We start from the raw sequence: 14,922 nt of genomic DNA, 5'->3' as shown, positions 1-14,922 counted from the left end.
GGCGCCGGCCAGCAACCAAGCCAGACCGCCCCACTCAGCCACTGCGCCCCGCCTTGAAGTTGGTGATGAGCACCTCGCCCACCTCCTGTTTGGCCGTGGCCGAGATCGAGTAGCGGGTCTTGACCGCCTCGATCCTGAACTCCCGAAAAGTCTCACGCACGCCGGGTGTGTCGTTGAGGCTCAAGATGAACTTGCCCCTACAAGCCCCCAGAAGGGCCGCCAGGCGCGCGAAGTCGTCACGGGTGAACAGACCCTCGCCATAGTCCTTCTCGCAGCCCCAATAGGGCGGGTCGACGTAGAACAGCGTTCCCGGCCTGTCGAAGCGCTGCAGCACCACGTCGAAGGGCTTGTTCTCGATGAACACACGCGCCAGGCGCGCATGGGCATCGGACAGTTCCTCCTCTATCCGCAGCAGGTTCAAGCGCGGGGCGCCCGTCGCCGCGATGCCGAAGGTCGGCTTGTGGATCTTGGCGCCGAAGCTCGACTTGGCCAGGTAGAAGAACCGAGCCGCCCGCTGGATGTCGGTGAGCGACTCGGCGGGCGTCTGCAGGAAGCGGTCGAAGTCATCGCGGGCCACCAGCATCCACCGGAACTGCGCCACTAGCTCCACCAAGTGATGCTTCACGCAGCGGTACAGGTTGGTCAGCTCGGAGTTGATGTCGTTGATGATCTCGACCTTGCTTTCCGGCTTTTTAAAGAGCACCCAGGCGGCCCCTGCGAAGACCTCGCAGTACGTCTGGTGAGCGGGCATCCGCTCAATGATCTGGTCTGCCAGGCGGCTCTTGCCACCCAGCCACGCCAGCGGGCTTTTCTGCGTCATGAACGTCCTTTGGTTCAAAGGGCGCTCGGTGGCGCGCTGGTGTGGGGCTCGGGCTGCTCCGATCAGCAGCGCTGTCCCTCCAGTGGTTCAACGTCCCGCAGCGCGGGCACTTGATCTCTACGCTTCCCCCATCGGCCATCGCCAGCTTTCGCCGGCACTGGCCGCATCGAATCTCTCTCATCGGGCATCACCTATCATGCGCCCCGCCTGGTACCAGGTGGCAGGGTCTTCGGTCGATGCCGTGCTCGTTCACGGCGGAGGCGGGTGCCCGAGGTGCTGCAACACCGGAGGCATTCGCCCTGTCTTTTTTCGGTCGGTCCTTGTGCTCAGATGACCGTGATCAGGTTGTCCAAGAAGAACAAGCGCCACTTCAGATACCGGTCCAGGATCTTGGACTCCGGCTGTGCGCCCTGGTAGACGTCGGCGCAGCGAGTGATGAAGGTGCCATCACTTGGCGCCGACAAACCATTGACCTTGAATGGCCACCGCGGTGCGATCTGCGGCGCGGGTGCGGTCAGAAAGTACTTTTTGAGCCGGCCTTCTTCGCCCACATACAGCGTGATCGCCTGCCCGCTGACCACGAGCCCTGCGAACGTGTCCTGGCCCACCCTCGCAGAGATGCCGGTGTCAACGTTCGCGTCGGTCGTGTCTCCGGTGCGCACGCCAACGAAGAACTGGCCGCTCGAATTGATCGCGAGCCCGCACCAGCCGCCCGAGCCGTCCCAGGTAGCGAGGGCCAAGCGAATGCTCGCGTAGACAGCTGCGGGGGAGTCGGAGTTGAAGACGGTGCACAGACTGTAGGCAGGCGTGGTCACCGGTGCCTCGGTCGAAACTGCATCGGCGCCCGTCAGCCGGGCACCGAAGTCCTCGAAGACCGGCGGCGAGTTGCTCCCGTAGTAGACGGGCGCGGGGCCGTGGATGACGGACTGATCGAGGGTGCCAGCGCCAGAGAAGAAGCCGCTCCAAGCCGCGTCCATATCGAGTGGAGGCTCTGCCAGGGCGACAGGACTGTCGAACGTCGGGATCTTGGTGAGGAACTGCATGTGTGTCCTTAAGCGAAGGTGTGGTCGAAGACTTGCATGTAATGGTCAAGCGGCACGTGAGCGCCGAGCACCTCGGCGACGTCGAGATCGCCGCTGTCGTCCCGAACGTTCCCGCCGATCCGGCCATACAGCAGGTACGCCCCGGAGGGAACGTCGCCAGTGGTCCTGATGTGGATGCGGCGGGGTGATGCCATGTAGACATCGGCGATGCCGACGCTGCCGGCCGACATCAGCTCAAAGCCCGCGGCCGCGCGGTGCGGATTGCCCGTCGCCGTGTCGCTGCGGTCAATGACTGCCCGGCTGCCCGGCACTGCCAGGTCTACTCCGATCAGCCGGGGCGAAAGCAGCGTTACCGCCGTTGCTCGAAGACCATTCGTTCCGGCGCCATCCAGCGCCCATTGCTTGAGGCTGCGGCCGATATACGCACCGATGAGTCGAGATGCCGCAGCGCTGAGGTGCACGCCGTCGAACCAAGGGGCCAGCACCGTCTGCAGCGGGTAGACCGGTGCCGCCACGAAGGCATTGGCTAGCGCATCCGCCACGTCGGCCTGCGCCAGCGCAGCTGCGACGTTGGACGTGCCCGACGTCTGATACAGCGGGAAAAGGACATCCTCGGCCTGTCCAGTGATCGCCTTGATCTGGGTATTCAAGGCCGTGAGCACCTGCTGAAGTCCGATGGCGTAGACGTTGCGTGCATATGGGCCGCTCTCGCCCTGGAGCCAGGGAACAGCCAGGACGCGATAGCTCTTGCTGGCTGCGTCGGCCAGCGCCTTGGCCGCCGTGACCTGCGCCAGGACTCGCGCGAAAGGCGCGGTTCCATCTGCGAGGCCATCTAGGGCCGTTCCTCCACGGCCCGCGCACGAACCCAACAGCTGGAAAGGGTAGTCGGCCGGCGCGATGCCATCCGCGAGCAGCGCGGCCTTGATCTGATCGCAGCATCCCGACAAAGGTGTTTCGCCAGGGTTGGCGATGCCCGCCAAGTCCTGGTTGATCCCTGCTCGCGCGCTCTCGATGAGTGGCACGAACGAAGCGTAAGGGGCAGCGTCTCCGTACACGTCCGGCTGCGTTCCGCTGACAAACATCAGGCTGTCAAAGCGCTGGCTGGTGCTGAGCACGGTGGTGCCGTTCACAAGAGCTCGCTCGCCGCGAGACAACGATTGCCCGTACATGATGATGTGGCAGATCTCTGCGGGGAAAGCACGCGCGATGGATTGATCGAGACGTCGGACCCGGGCGACTCGCGCCGACATTCGGTCGATGTTGGCTCGGCCGAAGCGCGCTCCGTCACGCCCGATGAGAAAGCCGATGGTGTTGTCACGTGCACCAATGCCCCAAGGGCGAACCGTCGACCGGCCGCGAGATGCTTCCGTGCCGCCGATGAGCGCGCGAACGGAGCGCAGGCTGGGGGCGTCAACAACGCCACTGGCGCGGACCTTGAATGCACTGCTTCCGTCGCGCGCACGCACGTCAATGGGGTCTTTGGACTTTTGCAGCCGCTCCCCATCCAGCTTGCCCCCAACATCGAAGGCACGGGCGTGGAAGGAGTCACGAGTCACGCCCGCGATTGACGTGCCGTCCGCCGCAACGAAATTCGAAGCGGCCCCGCCAGGGCGCTGACGAATCAAGCTGTCGAACTCAGCCCCGGAAAGGGGATCAAGAACCGGCACGAGCGTGCCGCTGCGCTTGACGAAGGTGGTCGTGCGCTTCAATCCGTCAGGACCGCCGGCGAGGATCGTGCAAACACCCTCCTCAGCAACGGACGCGGCACCCGTTGCCAGGTCCGGCTGAATGTTGATGGTGGCCAGCGAAACCGTGGCACTGGACTCGGCTCGCGTCGCTGCATCTTGTGCAGTTGAGACACCAGCCGCAACCAGCTCGGCCCGTTCACGCACGTCCGCCTGCAGCGCCAAAAGCTCAGGTGTGCTGACCATCTCGCCCGCATAGGCCCAGGCCGTGCCGTTCCAGACGTGGAGGCTCGATCCCGCCACGATGTAGCCGTCACCTGCGGTGTTTCCTTCGGCGGGCAGGTCGGACACTGCGGCCACTGCCCCCTTGAGCACGAGGCCGCGCCCCTGCAGGTCACCGGCGTGCCAGGCCTGCCAGATGTCTCCGAACTCGCTCAGGATCTGCTGCATGGTCTGCAGCGCGGTGGGCACGTAGCCCTGCGTCGGCACCAGGGCGTAGCTCACGCCAGCAGCGGTGGCGCCGCCGTACGGCAGCACCAGCTCCAGCTGCGTGTCCGAGACGATGCGCTTCACCTCCAGCACAGCCCCAGGCACCGACAGGATGTCGCCCGGCAGGGCGTTGGCCACCCAGGCCGTACCGGTGCCGTTCACCAAGGCAGAGCCGTTGGTGAGCGCGATGGTGCCCGTGCGGTACCAGGCCATCAGATCACCTCGCGCACAGCCGCCGCGCCGGCCAGGATGTTCTTCTCGCTGGCGCTCTCCATGAGCTGCGCGTAGATCCACTGATCCACATCGCCCACAGGCAGCCCGGGTAGCTGTACCTGAATCAGCGACACATGGGCCGCGCCCTCGACCGCGTGCTGGTGCGAGGTGTACGACCGGAGCGTGGCGACCGTGCTGCGGACCTGGAACCCGATCTGGCAGGCATAGAGCGTGTGGTAGCCCAACTGGGCGCGCGTGCGCGGATCCTCGATGGTCTTCTCGAGGCCGATGATGGGTGAGGTGGCGAGTGCGTCGGTCATGGGGCGTCGGTGGTGGTGGGATCGTTGGGCCAGGTAATGGCCTGGACGGCCTCGGCGGTGGTGGCCGCCTCGATGGCGTCGCGCAGCGCCTGGCGGGTGCCCACCAGGTACTGGCTGGCCTGGCGGAATGCGTTCACGGCCGCGAGCGTCTTGGCGCGCATCTCAGTGGCCGGAATGCCGCGCACGGCGGCGATGCCATCCAGGAAGGGCGTCGGCGCGGCCGGGTTAACTTCCCAGGCCAGCGCCTCGCGCTCCTGCGTCGGCCACGTCTTCTGTTCGAAGTCGGGATAGCCGGCGGTGAGAGCAGCGGCGCGGCGGCGCCCCTCTGCACTGATCGCGGCCTGCTGGTCTGCCTTGATCTCGGCGAGCGTCCGTGGGTCGATCCACGAATGGCTGGGCCAGTCGAAGACATGGCGTGCAGAAGGGCGCGGGCTGGGCTCGCACCAAGCCTGCGTGGCGAAGTCCCAGAACGAGGTGGGCGACGGCGGCTCGGTGCCGAGTAGGGTGCAGGCTTCGGGGCAGGCTGGCGGCTGCGGCGACATACCGCTCATCACCAGCTTGCCGTGGGCGTCAACGATGGCGAAGGGACGCATCAGCATCAGGCGCCTCGCTTCCCGATGAAGACCGCCAGGCGAGTGGTCTCGCCACCCACTGCGGTGATGGTCTGGAAGCCGGCGCCAAACGTGGCGATGCCCGTCATCATGGAGGCCGGAAAGCGATAGATGTTGCCGCCACCTTCGCCCATGTCCTGCCACTGTGCGTCGGGATGGATCACCGTGCTGCCGGCGCCGGTCAGCGACCGGGTTTCCGTGGTGGAGCTTGCCGGGCCCCACGTGGATTGCTGCCCAAACTCGGCGACGGCGAACGCTTCCCAGACCTGGCCGGCTGGCACCGTGAAGCTGATCGAGGCAGAGCCGGCGCCGGAGGCGAAGGCTGGCGCCACGATGGCACCGCCCGCAACCTTGAGCGTGTCGATCTCCGCGTTGCGGATCATGGCCATGTCGATGTACGTCCGGCCGTCCTGCACCTTGAACGGCGCGTCCATCGCGGAGCCCAGGTCGTTCATGACGCGGAACACGCTGGCCAGCACTGCGACTTCCGACTGCACGTCCGTGCCGCCGTTCATGCTGCTCACGCTCGACTTGATGCCTGCAATCACGCGTTTGCCGCCTGCCGAGATCTCGGTCTTCAGCATCATCTGCGCGGCCACGTTGCCGTCGAGGCTGGCCAGCGTCATCGACTGATTGCTGACCGTGGCGGATAGCTCTCCCACCGGTCCGATGGCCGAGACCAGGTATTCGTTGTTCTCCGCGATGGCCGAGCCCAGCGTGGCCGTCAGTTCGACGTGGCTGACATAGGTCGCCTCGATGTCATCGACCCGGGCGCGCATCGTCAGGATGTCGCTGGCCAGCGCGTCGTCAGCGGTGGCGCGCACGAGCTGCTCTTCAAGGATGTCGGCCTGCGCCTGCTCCAGCCCGGCGGACAGCAGCGTGATGCGGCTCGCCATCGCCTCGTCGGCGGCCACCAACACCTCGATCTGCTCGGCGTAGATCGCATAGTTGTGATCGACCTTCGCTTCCAGGATGGTGGTCAGCCGACGCAGGCTCTTGCCCATCTCGGACACGCTCACCTCCGCCCGCAGGATGCCGTTCAGGTCCGCCGCTGCAGCCTGGTCGCGGAACGACTGCAGCCGCGAGTCCACGCGCTCCACATACTTCGCAATGTTGGGCACGTCATCGAAGTCGCCGAGCGTCATCGCCTCGCTGGTTCCCCACGGCCCGGCATTGCCGCCCATGTCGACCGCGCGGATCCAGTAGCGGTGCAGCCCGGGCTCGGGTTCAACCCGCGTTAGCGACCGCGCCACCGTGCGGCCGATCTCCACGGCTGCGCCCAGCGTGTCGCCCTTGGCGATCTGGTACTCGCGGATCGGCTGCGTGGTGCGGCAGTCCGACCAGGTCAGCGCAACGGACCGCCCTTGCGTGCTGTCCTGCACGGCGGGCGTCAGCGGCGCCAGCACGGTGAGGCTGGCGGACATCGGCGTCGACCAGAACCCATTGCGGCTGTGATGCGCCGCCCAGGCTTTCTGCAGGCCGGCCGGGAAGAAGCCCAGCAGCGCGCTGGTGGCGTGGCCGTCGAAGTGCGTGTCGCCCTCGGCCTCTTCCCAGGTGGGGCCGCGGCGCACCTGGGTGCGGTCCCACTCGATCAGGTCCAGATCGGTGGGCGCCAGCCAGCTGGCCAGGATGCCGTCATCGGTCACCTGCAGCGTCAGGTTGCTGACGTCGCTGGGCGCACCGGTGCCCTGGAGCACGTCGCCCACATAGGCCCAGTCCGAGGACGCGAAGGCCGTCTCGAAACGCACGCGCGCCGAGAACGCCTGGCCCACGTCCAGGCCGAGCAGGTAGACCTCGCGCGCGTCGCCAGCCATGAGCGTCGAGATCCAGGGCAGCGTCCCCGCCTCGGGCACGCCACCCTCGCCGAGCACAAGGGCCTCCTGCCGGTGATCGATCCGCACCCGGCCGCCCAGCAGCACAGCGGCCGTGGTGGACCGGTTCCAGCTGATGCGCGCGCGGGCCAGCAGCGTGGCACCCTGGCGGGCCAGCTCATCGATGCCGCTGGCCGCCTGCAGGTTCTCCGGCTTGGCCGGCGCCTCGAAGGGGTTCGGCAGGTTCGTGTTGGGCGCCGCGTCCAGCAGCTGCTCGTCGGCCAGGTCGTAGTAGGCCGGCACGTCCTCTTCCAGCAGCAGCGACAGGGCCTTCGTGCGCGAGTAGGCCCAGTCCGTGACGATGAAGCTCTTGTTCGTGAAGCCGAAGAAGGCCGACGACAGCAGCACGCGGTCGCCCGGCTGCAGGCCCCACGCGAACATCTTGGGCGAGATCCGCACGGTGAAGCCGCCCCGGCTCTTCTCGACCTTGATGCGCGCGATCTGGTGGCAGCGCACCTGGGAACCGACCCACGGCAGCGCCACGTCGGTCAGCTTCTCCTTGCCATCGGCCGCCAGGAAGGTGGGGTTGCTGTACGGCGCGAAGTCCTGCGACACGCCGTTGCCGTTGGCCGCGATGAAGGTGCCGCGGGCGCCGTTGAACCGCGCCGTGCCCGGGAAGCAGGTCTGTTCAACCGCAGTGGGCGCCACCATGTCGTCATCGCCCAGCGACATAACGGGCGTGGTCCACGCGCCGGGCACGAAGCGCCACACGCCGGCCGATTCGACCGTGAAGCCGGCCATGGCCTCTTCCAGCTGCTGCAGCGTCGTCTCGCGCGACTGGTCGGTGCGGAACATGCCGTCGACCACGTAGCGCGACCGCGAGTAGCCGTAGTTGAGCGGATCCGCGTCGGCCTCGATGCCGTAGACCTGCATGTCGCAGGCATTGGCCCCGGCGATCCAGGTGTTGATGTCGAGCTGATCGGCGCTGGCGCCGTACCCCTGGGCCGAGCGGATGAAGTCTGCCAGGCACAGCACCACGTTGCGGCTGTAGGCGGTCTGGCCCGTGCGCGGGTCCAGCACCTTCTTGCCGCGGATCTTGGCCTTGACGTTGGGCGGGCCCGACTGGAAGCGGTCCAACACCTTGTTGACCGACACCACCGCGTAGGTGTAGCCCGTGAGCTTGTGGGCCGTGGTCCACATGCCCGGGGCGCCGCCCGTGTTGCAGGCGTTGATCAGCCACGGGTCGGCCACGTCCTCACCGGCGCCCAGGTGCTTGGTGATGTGGACCGCCGGGCCCGCCGAGTAGTCCAGGCCGGTGGCGACGATGGTCAGGTTCTCGTTCGTCGTGTAGCCGTTCTCGTCCGCCGCAATGGCGTCGTCGTCGATGTAGATCTCGTCGATGGCCTCGCACTCGTGCGCCGCGAAGATGATCACCAGGTGCGTCCACTCCGCGCCCATGCCGGTGGTGACCATGGCCACCAGCGCACCGGCGAACGGCGCCGGGCTGCCGTAGACCACGGCGTGGGGCGAATCGCTGCCCAACAGGGTGATGGTGCGGTCCTGCAGGTTCGCGATGTCCTGCGCCAGCTTGCGCTGCGCTTCCTGGCGGGCCTTCTTCTTGGCCTGGCTGCTGGCGTAGGCGCTCGAGACGATGCTGACCGCCGTCGTGACGACGAAGGCGCCCACGGCCGCCGCAGACGCGCCGGAGGCGCCCACCAAGCCGCCGACCCATGTGAAGAACGTCACGACCTCGGCATGGGCCGGTGCAGCGGCAAACAACGCGAGCAGACCGAGCAATGCGCGCATCAGACCCGCCATGCCGCCTCCGCGCCGGTGACCGGGAGAAATGCGATGCCGTGAGCGCCAGGCGCTGCAATGTTGGCGCCGGTGCACACCCCAAAGGCCAGGCCGCGCACGCGCCCCGCACGCTGGCCGCTGCGCACCAACACCACATCACCGCGCTGGGCCATCAGCCCGGGCATGGCGGGCCCGAGCAGCTCGCTGGCCACCACGGCAAACCCGCCCCGGGCCCGAACCTTGCGCAGGGCAGGCAGCAGCCGGCGGCCAGCGAGCATGCCGCCCTCGGCGCGCAGCGGTGCGAGCGGGTCGGCGCCCGTGCGCTGCAGCACCCACTCGGCGGCCAGGATGGTGCAGTCGGCGTCCCACCAGGCGAACGCGCGGCCGGCGCGCAGATGGATGAAGGCGTCCAACTCGTCCATCACTGCAGTCCCAGCATCGAGCGGATGCGCAGATAAGCGCCGAAGGCCTTCGACGTGTAGATCGCCGGGTTACCGATCAGGCTCTGCAGGTACTGAAAGCCCAGCTCGCCGGGATACTTGGCGCGGTGCTGGGCATCGTTCATGCGCAGCGCGCTCGGGTTGCTGCGCACGTCGTAGCTCGCCACGCGGCAGGTCAGCTCCAGCGAGATCGTGCGGGCCTCGTCATCGCGCGGGAACTTCATCACGTCCATCACGCCGCCGAAGCGCAGCACCGGCGCCCCGGCGGGCTGGAAAGTCTGCGCATCGATCATGCAGATCCACAGCCGGATCGGCCGGTCCTGGTAGTCGGACGCCTCGCCCAACGCGAAGCCCCGAATGCCGATGTCGATGGGTGTCAGAGACATGGTCAGCTCCTGCGCGCCGCCGTCGTCGGCCTCACGCAGCTCGCCGACTTGGCCCAGCGCACCGATGCCGCGCCAGGTGTTGCCCAGCGCCACCAGGTCCACAGGCCAGTCGGTTAACCGCACCGTCCCCGACCGGGCCTGCGCCTCGACCATGGTGGCGATGCCGTAGGCGGCCGAGCCCGCGACCGCGTCGAAGCCTGCGTTCGTCTGGACGGTCATTCCCAGCTCTCCAGCAGGTCGAGGCTGAAGCCGCCTTCGCGGCTGCCCTTCGTGTCCCACTGCGTGTCGTTCGAGGTGCGGCGCATGCGGCACGTCGGCCGGTCCCACACCACCACGCTGCCGGCGACCAGCGTGCGGCGCAGCACGGGCTCCACGGTGACCAGCAGCACGCCGTCGACGCCAACCACCGCGTCCGCCTGCACGCTCAGCAGCTGGCGGTCATCGCTGTCTTGTTGGACGCCGATGCGGTCGCCCTGCAGCAACGTCTTTCCGGCCTGGCCGACGCCGGCATTGATCGAGATCTGCGCCGCGCCGGCCAGCGACCCCACGGCCGTCCACGCGCCGCGGGCGGTGCCGCGCGGCTGGGGCCGCAGCCGGTCGTACACGGCCAGGCAGTTCACCTGGCCGCGCAGCGACAGGATGGTCGCGCGCCACAGCGCAGCATCGGCCACCACGGGGATGCGCTCCTCGCTGGTCATCGAGCACTTCCAGCGCGGAGGGCCGAACACCCCAACCTGCATCGAGCCCGTGTCGGCGTTCGCGAAGGTCAGGTCGAAGTTGCGGATGCCCCAGACCTGGGCACCGATGGCCAGCGTGTCTGGCATGGCGATGGTGGTCATTCGGGCATCACCCCCGCGCGCTTGAACTCGGCAGCCTGGCGCTTGTTGTTCTCGGCCAGCATGCGCTGGCCAGCCGCCATGGACGCGCCGAGGTCGGCACGTGCATCCATGTAGAGATGGCTCACCGGCGCGAAGGTGATTTGGGTGCCGCCGTTTGCACCGCCCATGGCGATCACGCCCAGGCGGCCCTGGCTGTCCCGCTTCAGCGGGAAGATGCCCTCGGTGCCGGCCTCGCCCATCAGGCCGATGCCGCCCTTGGCGAACGGGAAGATCGTGGGACGGTCCACGACGCTGCTGCTGTAGGCGCGTAGGCCCGCGGTGCCGTCATACACCCCGCCGTTGGCGTTCTTGGCCAACCCCATCAGACCGATCATGGTGCCGAGCGAGTCATCCTTCCCGACAATGCTCGCCACCGCGGCGGCCGAGTCGCCCGACAGGCCACCCGCATAGGCACTGCCCAGCCCCTTCAAGATGCTGACGCCGAGTGACACGCCCGAGCTGCCAGAACCGCCGCCCATCGCGTCGCGCAATGCAGACGACAGCCAGCTCGTGAACTGCTCGACCGACTGCTTGATCGTGGCGTCGTAGAACGCGCCTGCAATCGCGGTGACGATGGTGTTCCTGAACGACTTGCCGATGGAGGCGAGGGCGCTCGTGTCGCCTTCCATCAGGCTCGTGACACCCTGCAGGAAGTTGGACCGCACGTCCTCGCCCATCTTGCGCGCCTGATCGCGCTGCTGGTTCTGCCAGTCCACCGCGATCTGTATGCCTTCGCCCGCCCCAACAACTCGGCGCAGGCGCTGCTCGGCGGCGATGCGGTCATCGAGTGCTTTGACGTAGCCGGGGATGACGTTGTCCGTGGCCTCCAGGTCGGCGCGCTGGCGCTGAAGTTGCGCGATGGTGAAGTCGTTGGCCGCCGTCTTGGCCTTGCCGATAGAGGCGTTCTGCAGCTCCTGCGCCGCGATCTGCTCGTAGGTGCTGGCCACCGTGTCGCGCATGGCCTTCAGCTGGGCCAGCTGTGGCGCGACGAGCAGCTCTTCCTGATCGCGGCCGGACTTGTTCAGCAGCGTCTGCCGCTGCGCAGCCAGCTCCACCAGCTCACCTTCCAGGGCGGCGGCTTCCTTCTGCGAGTCCTTCTTCTTGCGCGTCAGCTCCAGCTCGCGGCGCAGGGCCTGCTCCCGGCTTTGCAGGTCGGCCAGTTGAAGTTCGCGGCGGCGCGCGACGGCCGAGTACTCCGACAGCAGGTCGCGCTTGACCAGGCTGTCGATCTCGTCCAGCCCATCAGCGGTGGCCACCGCCTTCAGCTTGTAGCCCTGCTTGACGGCCTCGATCTGCGCGTCCAGGTTGTGCTTGTCCGCCTGCACAGCGTCGGCGTTGAGGGCCTTGATGGCCTTGTCGCGCTCTTGCTTCAGGCCCTTCTCGTTCTCGAGCTGGCGGGCCTGGGCGTCTTCCAGCGTCCGCAGTGATGCGCCGCCGGGCTGGGCCTTCAGCACCTCCAGGTACTGCTGGAACGCGTTGCGGCTGGCCTGCAGCTTCTGCTGGTATTCCTGCTGGATGGCAGAGCCGGTCTTCACGTCCGCGTTGGACTTCATCCATGCCTGCCGCGCGCCCTCCAGGGTCAGCGTCATCTGCTGGTTGCCCTGGCTGGCCTGGCCGGACGCGGCCTTGACCTTGCCGAGCCGCTCTTCGAGCTGGGCGATGCCGGCGTTCACGCTGTCGAGCGTCGATTTAACCGGCGCCCCGTTGATCCATTCCGTACTGCTGCCACCGGAGGCCATCAGCTCGTCGCGCTTCTGCTTCCAGCGGCCCAGCTCCGCTTCCATGGCGGCGACGTCGCGCAGCTCGGGCGTCTTGCCGCTGGCGGCCATCTGCTCGGCCCGCTGGATCTGCACGGCCGTCACGGCCGCGTCGTCGGCGGCGGACTTGAGGCGGTAGAGCCACATGGCCAGGCCGGTGACGGCCATGATGGCGATGCCGACCGGGCCGCCCAGCGCACCCACCACCACGCCGAAGCCGCGCGCGGCCAGGGAGGCGGCACCCGCAGCAGCCCCCGCAGCGCCGGTCGCAGCGGCGAGACGGCCGGCGGAGGCAGCAGCGGCCTCCTGTGCCGCGGTCTGCGCGGCCGTCGCCGCCGCGAGCTGCGCGCTCACCCGGGTCTGCTGCTGGCCCAGCACAGCCAGCTCCGCCATCAGCGCTGCATGGCGAGCCTGCGCGGCCGCCAGCGTGGCGGTGCCTTCACGCAGCGTCGCGAGCGCATAGCTCTGGGCGCCTGCTGCGGCAGCGGCCTGGATCTGCGCCTGGGCCTGGGCCATCGTGGCGCGGGCGGCCTCCATCTTCGCCACCACTTCGGCCCGCGATGCCACGATTGCCTCGTTCGTCGCGGCCAGCTGGGTCACCTTGGACGCTGCAGCCTGCGCCTCGGCCGCGGTAGTGGCCTGTGTCGCCTGCAGTTCCGCGAGCAGTGCGGCGACCTTCTCGCGGCTTGTCATCGCGGCCTGTGCATCCGTGGCCACGGTCGCAGCCGCCTCAACGCGCGCCAGTCGCGAGGCCTGGGCAAGATCGAGCTGCGCGCGCACCGCGGTTGCCGCCTCGGCACCCCACTGGCCCAGCCGGAAGGCTGCATAGGCACCCGCCAGCGCGACGATGGCGTCCCGGTGCGCCCATGCCTGCACTGCCACGTCCCGGCCCACCTGGAGCGCGGTGGCGGCGCCCTGGGCATATTCACGAATGCCGGCGACCAGCTGCTGATTGACCTGCTGCTGCCCGCTGGCATCCGTGGTCACGAAGAGCTTGGCGCTTTCCTGCACCGCCGCCTTGATGGCCTCGGTGAGCGGCTGCATGCCATCGGCCGCGACGCGGGTTGCACCCTCCTGCAGCTGGTCGAGGCTGCCCTTCAGCGTGTTGCCGAAGGCGTCGGAGGAATCCTTGAAGCCCTGCAGCCGCTTCATCAGGAAGTTAAACAGGCCCTCGCTCGATGCCTTCGCCTTCGCGATGTCCTCGTCCTTCAGGCCAAGGGCGGTGGCCAGCGACGAGCCGGCCGTGGTGATGCCGCCCTGCACCAGGTCGCGCAGCTCCTGCACCACCTGGGCGCCGTTCAGGCCCAGGCTCTTCACGGCGTTGGTGCCGACGACAGTCAGCTCGCGGATCTGGTCGAGCGTCATGCGGGCGGCCAGGCCAGGGCCGAGCAGCGCCTGGAATACGCCCACCAGCTCCTGGCTCGACGCTGCCGTGCGCAGCGCGTCGTCGTTGAGCTTGCCGATCATGTCGCCGGCAATGCCAAGGGCCTGGTTCCACTCGGTCTGCCGGCCGTTGACGGCCGTCATGGAGCGCAGGATGCCGGCCATGCCCAGCTGGGCCACCTCGATCTCGGCGCTGAAACCGATGCCGCGCTGCGGCAGGCTGGTAAGGGCCTGCGTGACGGCCGCCACGCCCGCCGCCACGACGGTCAGACCGGCCGCGCTTCCGATCAGGTCGCGCGTGGAGATCCGCACGCGGTCCAGGCCCTGGGTCGCCTTCTGCGAGGCGGCGACCACCTGGCTGCCGAAGCGGTCGACCTCGCGGCCAGCCACCGGCAGACCCGACACCACCGAAGTGGCGTCGAGGGTCATCCGAATACCGACCTGCCGCTCTTGACCTGCCATGCCGGCATGGTCTGCGCGCGGCCCCAAATGAATAAGGCCGACGCGTGTCGGCCTTTTTGCTGTTGGCTGGCTCCAGTCTGCCCGGCGCCAGCGTGGGCGTCAACGCGCGTTGAGCACGTCGCGCCCTTCCTCTTCCATCACCCGGAGCTGAAGCAGCACCGTCTCCGACCGTTCATCGGGGACACGCAGGCGCCGCATCGCCACGTCCACCGCACCCAGATCCAGGCCCTCATACCAGACCGTGCCGAACCCGAGGCTGAAGCGCCACTGGCGCGCGCAAAGGTAGAAGACCTGGAAGGCTTCGACGTGCTCCTCCCACAGTTCGAAGCCACCGGCGTCGCGGCGGGCGTCATCGCTGCACAACCGCGCAGCATCGATGCCAAGCCGAACAGCCTGGCTCTGAAGATCATCGTCAAGCTCATCGTGAACGCTGGCCGCGCCGCCGCCTAGGAGGAAGCGGACGGCCGCGCGGAGTTTTTTATGACGGCCGCGTCGTTGTGCTTGAAGTAGCTGAAGATGATGGCCGCCGCGAAGGTCGGCCAGTCCTCGCGCGCCGCCGCCAGGTTCTCGGCGGTGAACGCGAACGGGGTGCCGTCGTCGGCCTCCAGCTGCGACCAGCCGCACAGCACCAGGGCGATCAGCTCGTCGTCCGTCATGGTGCCGCCGTCCATGCGCTTCTGGACGTCCTTAGCCTGCGAATCGGGCAGGCGGCGGAATACGGCCGTGAAGTGCACCTCCACCGTCTTGCCGTCGTCGCCGGCCAGGGTCAGCAGCACCGGGGCGCTGAAGGTGGGCTTGGCGTTGATCTTGAGCTTCTGGGCCATGGC

General features: G+C 67.9%; 13 protein-coding genes. All 13 read right to left on the bottom strand.

Going from position 1 to position 14,922, the window contains the following annotated elements:
* Window positions 1-34: 34 nt before the first annotated feature.
* The 13 genes from BXA03_RS15015 to BXA03_RS26890 all read right to left on the bottom strand — a co-directional run bounded on the left by BXA03_RS15015 (window position 35) and on the right by BXA03_RS26890 (window position 14,919).
* Window positions 35-820, bottom strand: coding sequence for a DNA adenine methylase (locus tag BXA03_RS15015; RefSeq protein WP_076509214.1), 786 nt, complete (start codon window positions 818-820; stop codon window positions 35-37).
* Window positions 756-1,001: a zinc finger domain-containing protein gene (locus BXA03_RS15010; RefSeq protein ID WP_076509212.1), complete on the bottom strand. Its 246-nt coding sequence runs from the start codon at window positions 999-1,001 to the stop codon at window positions 756-758. The genes BXA03_RS15015 and BXA03_RS15010 overlap by 65 nt, the downstream gene beginning before the upstream one ends.
* 145 nt (window positions 1,002-1,146) lie before the next feature.
* On the bottom strand, window positions 1,147-1,863 hold the full coding sequence (locus BXA03_RS15005; protein ID WP_076509210.1) for a hypothetical protein: 717 nt from the start codon (window positions 1,861-1,863) through the stop codon (window positions 1,147-1,149).
* Between the two features lie 8 nt (window positions 1,864-1,871).
* Complete coding sequence (locus tag BXA03_RS15000; protein WP_076509208.1) at window positions 1,872-4,250, bottom strand: hypothetical protein; 2,379 nt, start codon at window positions 4,248-4,250, stop codon at window positions 1,872-1,874.
* Window positions 4,250-4,570, bottom strand: a complete 321-nt coding sequence (locus BXA03_RS14995; protein ID WP_076509206.1) for a hypothetical protein — start codon at window positions 4,568-4,570, stop codon at window positions 4,250-4,252. The genes BXA03_RS15000 and BXA03_RS14995 overlap by 1 nt, the downstream gene beginning before the upstream one ends.
* Window positions 4,567-5,169: a hypothetical protein gene (locus BXA03_RS14990; protein ID WP_076509203.1), complete on the bottom strand. Its 603-nt coding sequence runs from the start codon at window positions 5,167-5,169 to the stop codon at window positions 4,567-4,569. Before BXA03_RS14990 ends, BXA03_RS14995 begins: the two co-directional genes overlap by 4 nt.
* The gene (locus tag BXA03_RS14985) at window positions 5,169-8,798 is read right to left on the bottom strand and encodes a phage tail tip fiber protein (RefSeq protein ID WP_143476321.1); all 3,630 of its coding nucleotides are present in this window, start codon (window positions 8,796-8,798) and stop codon (window positions 5,169-5,171) included. Before BXA03_RS14985 ends, BXA03_RS14990 begins: the two co-directional genes overlap by 1 nt.
* The gene (locus BXA03_RS14980; protein ID WP_076509199.1) at window positions 8,798-9,211 is read right to left on the bottom strand and encodes a DUF6950 family protein; all 414 of its coding nucleotides are present in this window, start codon (window positions 9,209-9,211) and stop codon (window positions 8,798-8,800) included. Before BXA03_RS14980 ends, BXA03_RS14985 begins: the two co-directional genes overlap by 1 nt.
* A complete protein-coding gene (locus BXA03_RS14975; RefSeq protein WP_076509196.1) occupies window positions 9,211-9,834 on the bottom strand; it encodes a hypothetical protein in 624 nt (207 codons plus the stop codon). The genes BXA03_RS14980 and BXA03_RS14975 overlap by 1 nt, the downstream gene beginning before the upstream one ends.
* Window positions 9,831-10,454, bottom strand: a complete 624-nt coding sequence (locus tag BXA03_RS14970; protein WP_076509194.1) for a hypothetical protein — start codon at window positions 10,452-10,454, stop codon at window positions 9,831-9,833. The genes BXA03_RS14975 and BXA03_RS14970 overlap by 4 nt, the downstream gene beginning before the upstream one ends.
* Window positions 10,451-14,062, bottom strand: coding sequence for a phage tail tape measure protein (locus BXA03_RS27505; RefSeq protein WP_076509191.1), 3,612 nt, complete (start codon window positions 14,060-14,062; stop codon window positions 10,451-10,453). The genes BXA03_RS14970 and BXA03_RS27505 overlap by 4 nt, the downstream gene beginning before the upstream one ends.
* Window positions 14,063-14,194: 132 nt before the next feature.
* Entirely contained in the window at window positions 14,195-14,458 is a 264-nt protein-coding gene (locus BXA03_RS26895) for a DUF1799 domain-containing protein (RefSeq protein ID WP_076509188.1), read from the bottom strand.
* Between the two features lie 83 nt (window positions 14,459-14,541).
* The gene (locus BXA03_RS26890) at window positions 14,542-14,919 is read right to left on the bottom strand and encodes a phage tail assembly chaperone (protein WP_076509185.1); all 378 of its coding nucleotides are present in this window, start codon (window positions 14,917-14,919) and stop codon (window positions 14,542-14,544) included.
* Between the last annotated feature and the right edge of the window lie 3 nt (window positions 14,920-14,922).

Origin of the sequence: Pseudacidovorax sp. RU35E, assembly GCF_900156165.1 — a bacterium.
Classification (GTDB): Bacteria; Pseudomonadota; Gammaproteobacteria; order Burkholderiales; family Burkholderiaceae_C; genus Xenophilus.
Note: the sequence above shows the minus strand (reverse complement) of the source record. Positions and strands in the feature narration are given on the sequence as shown.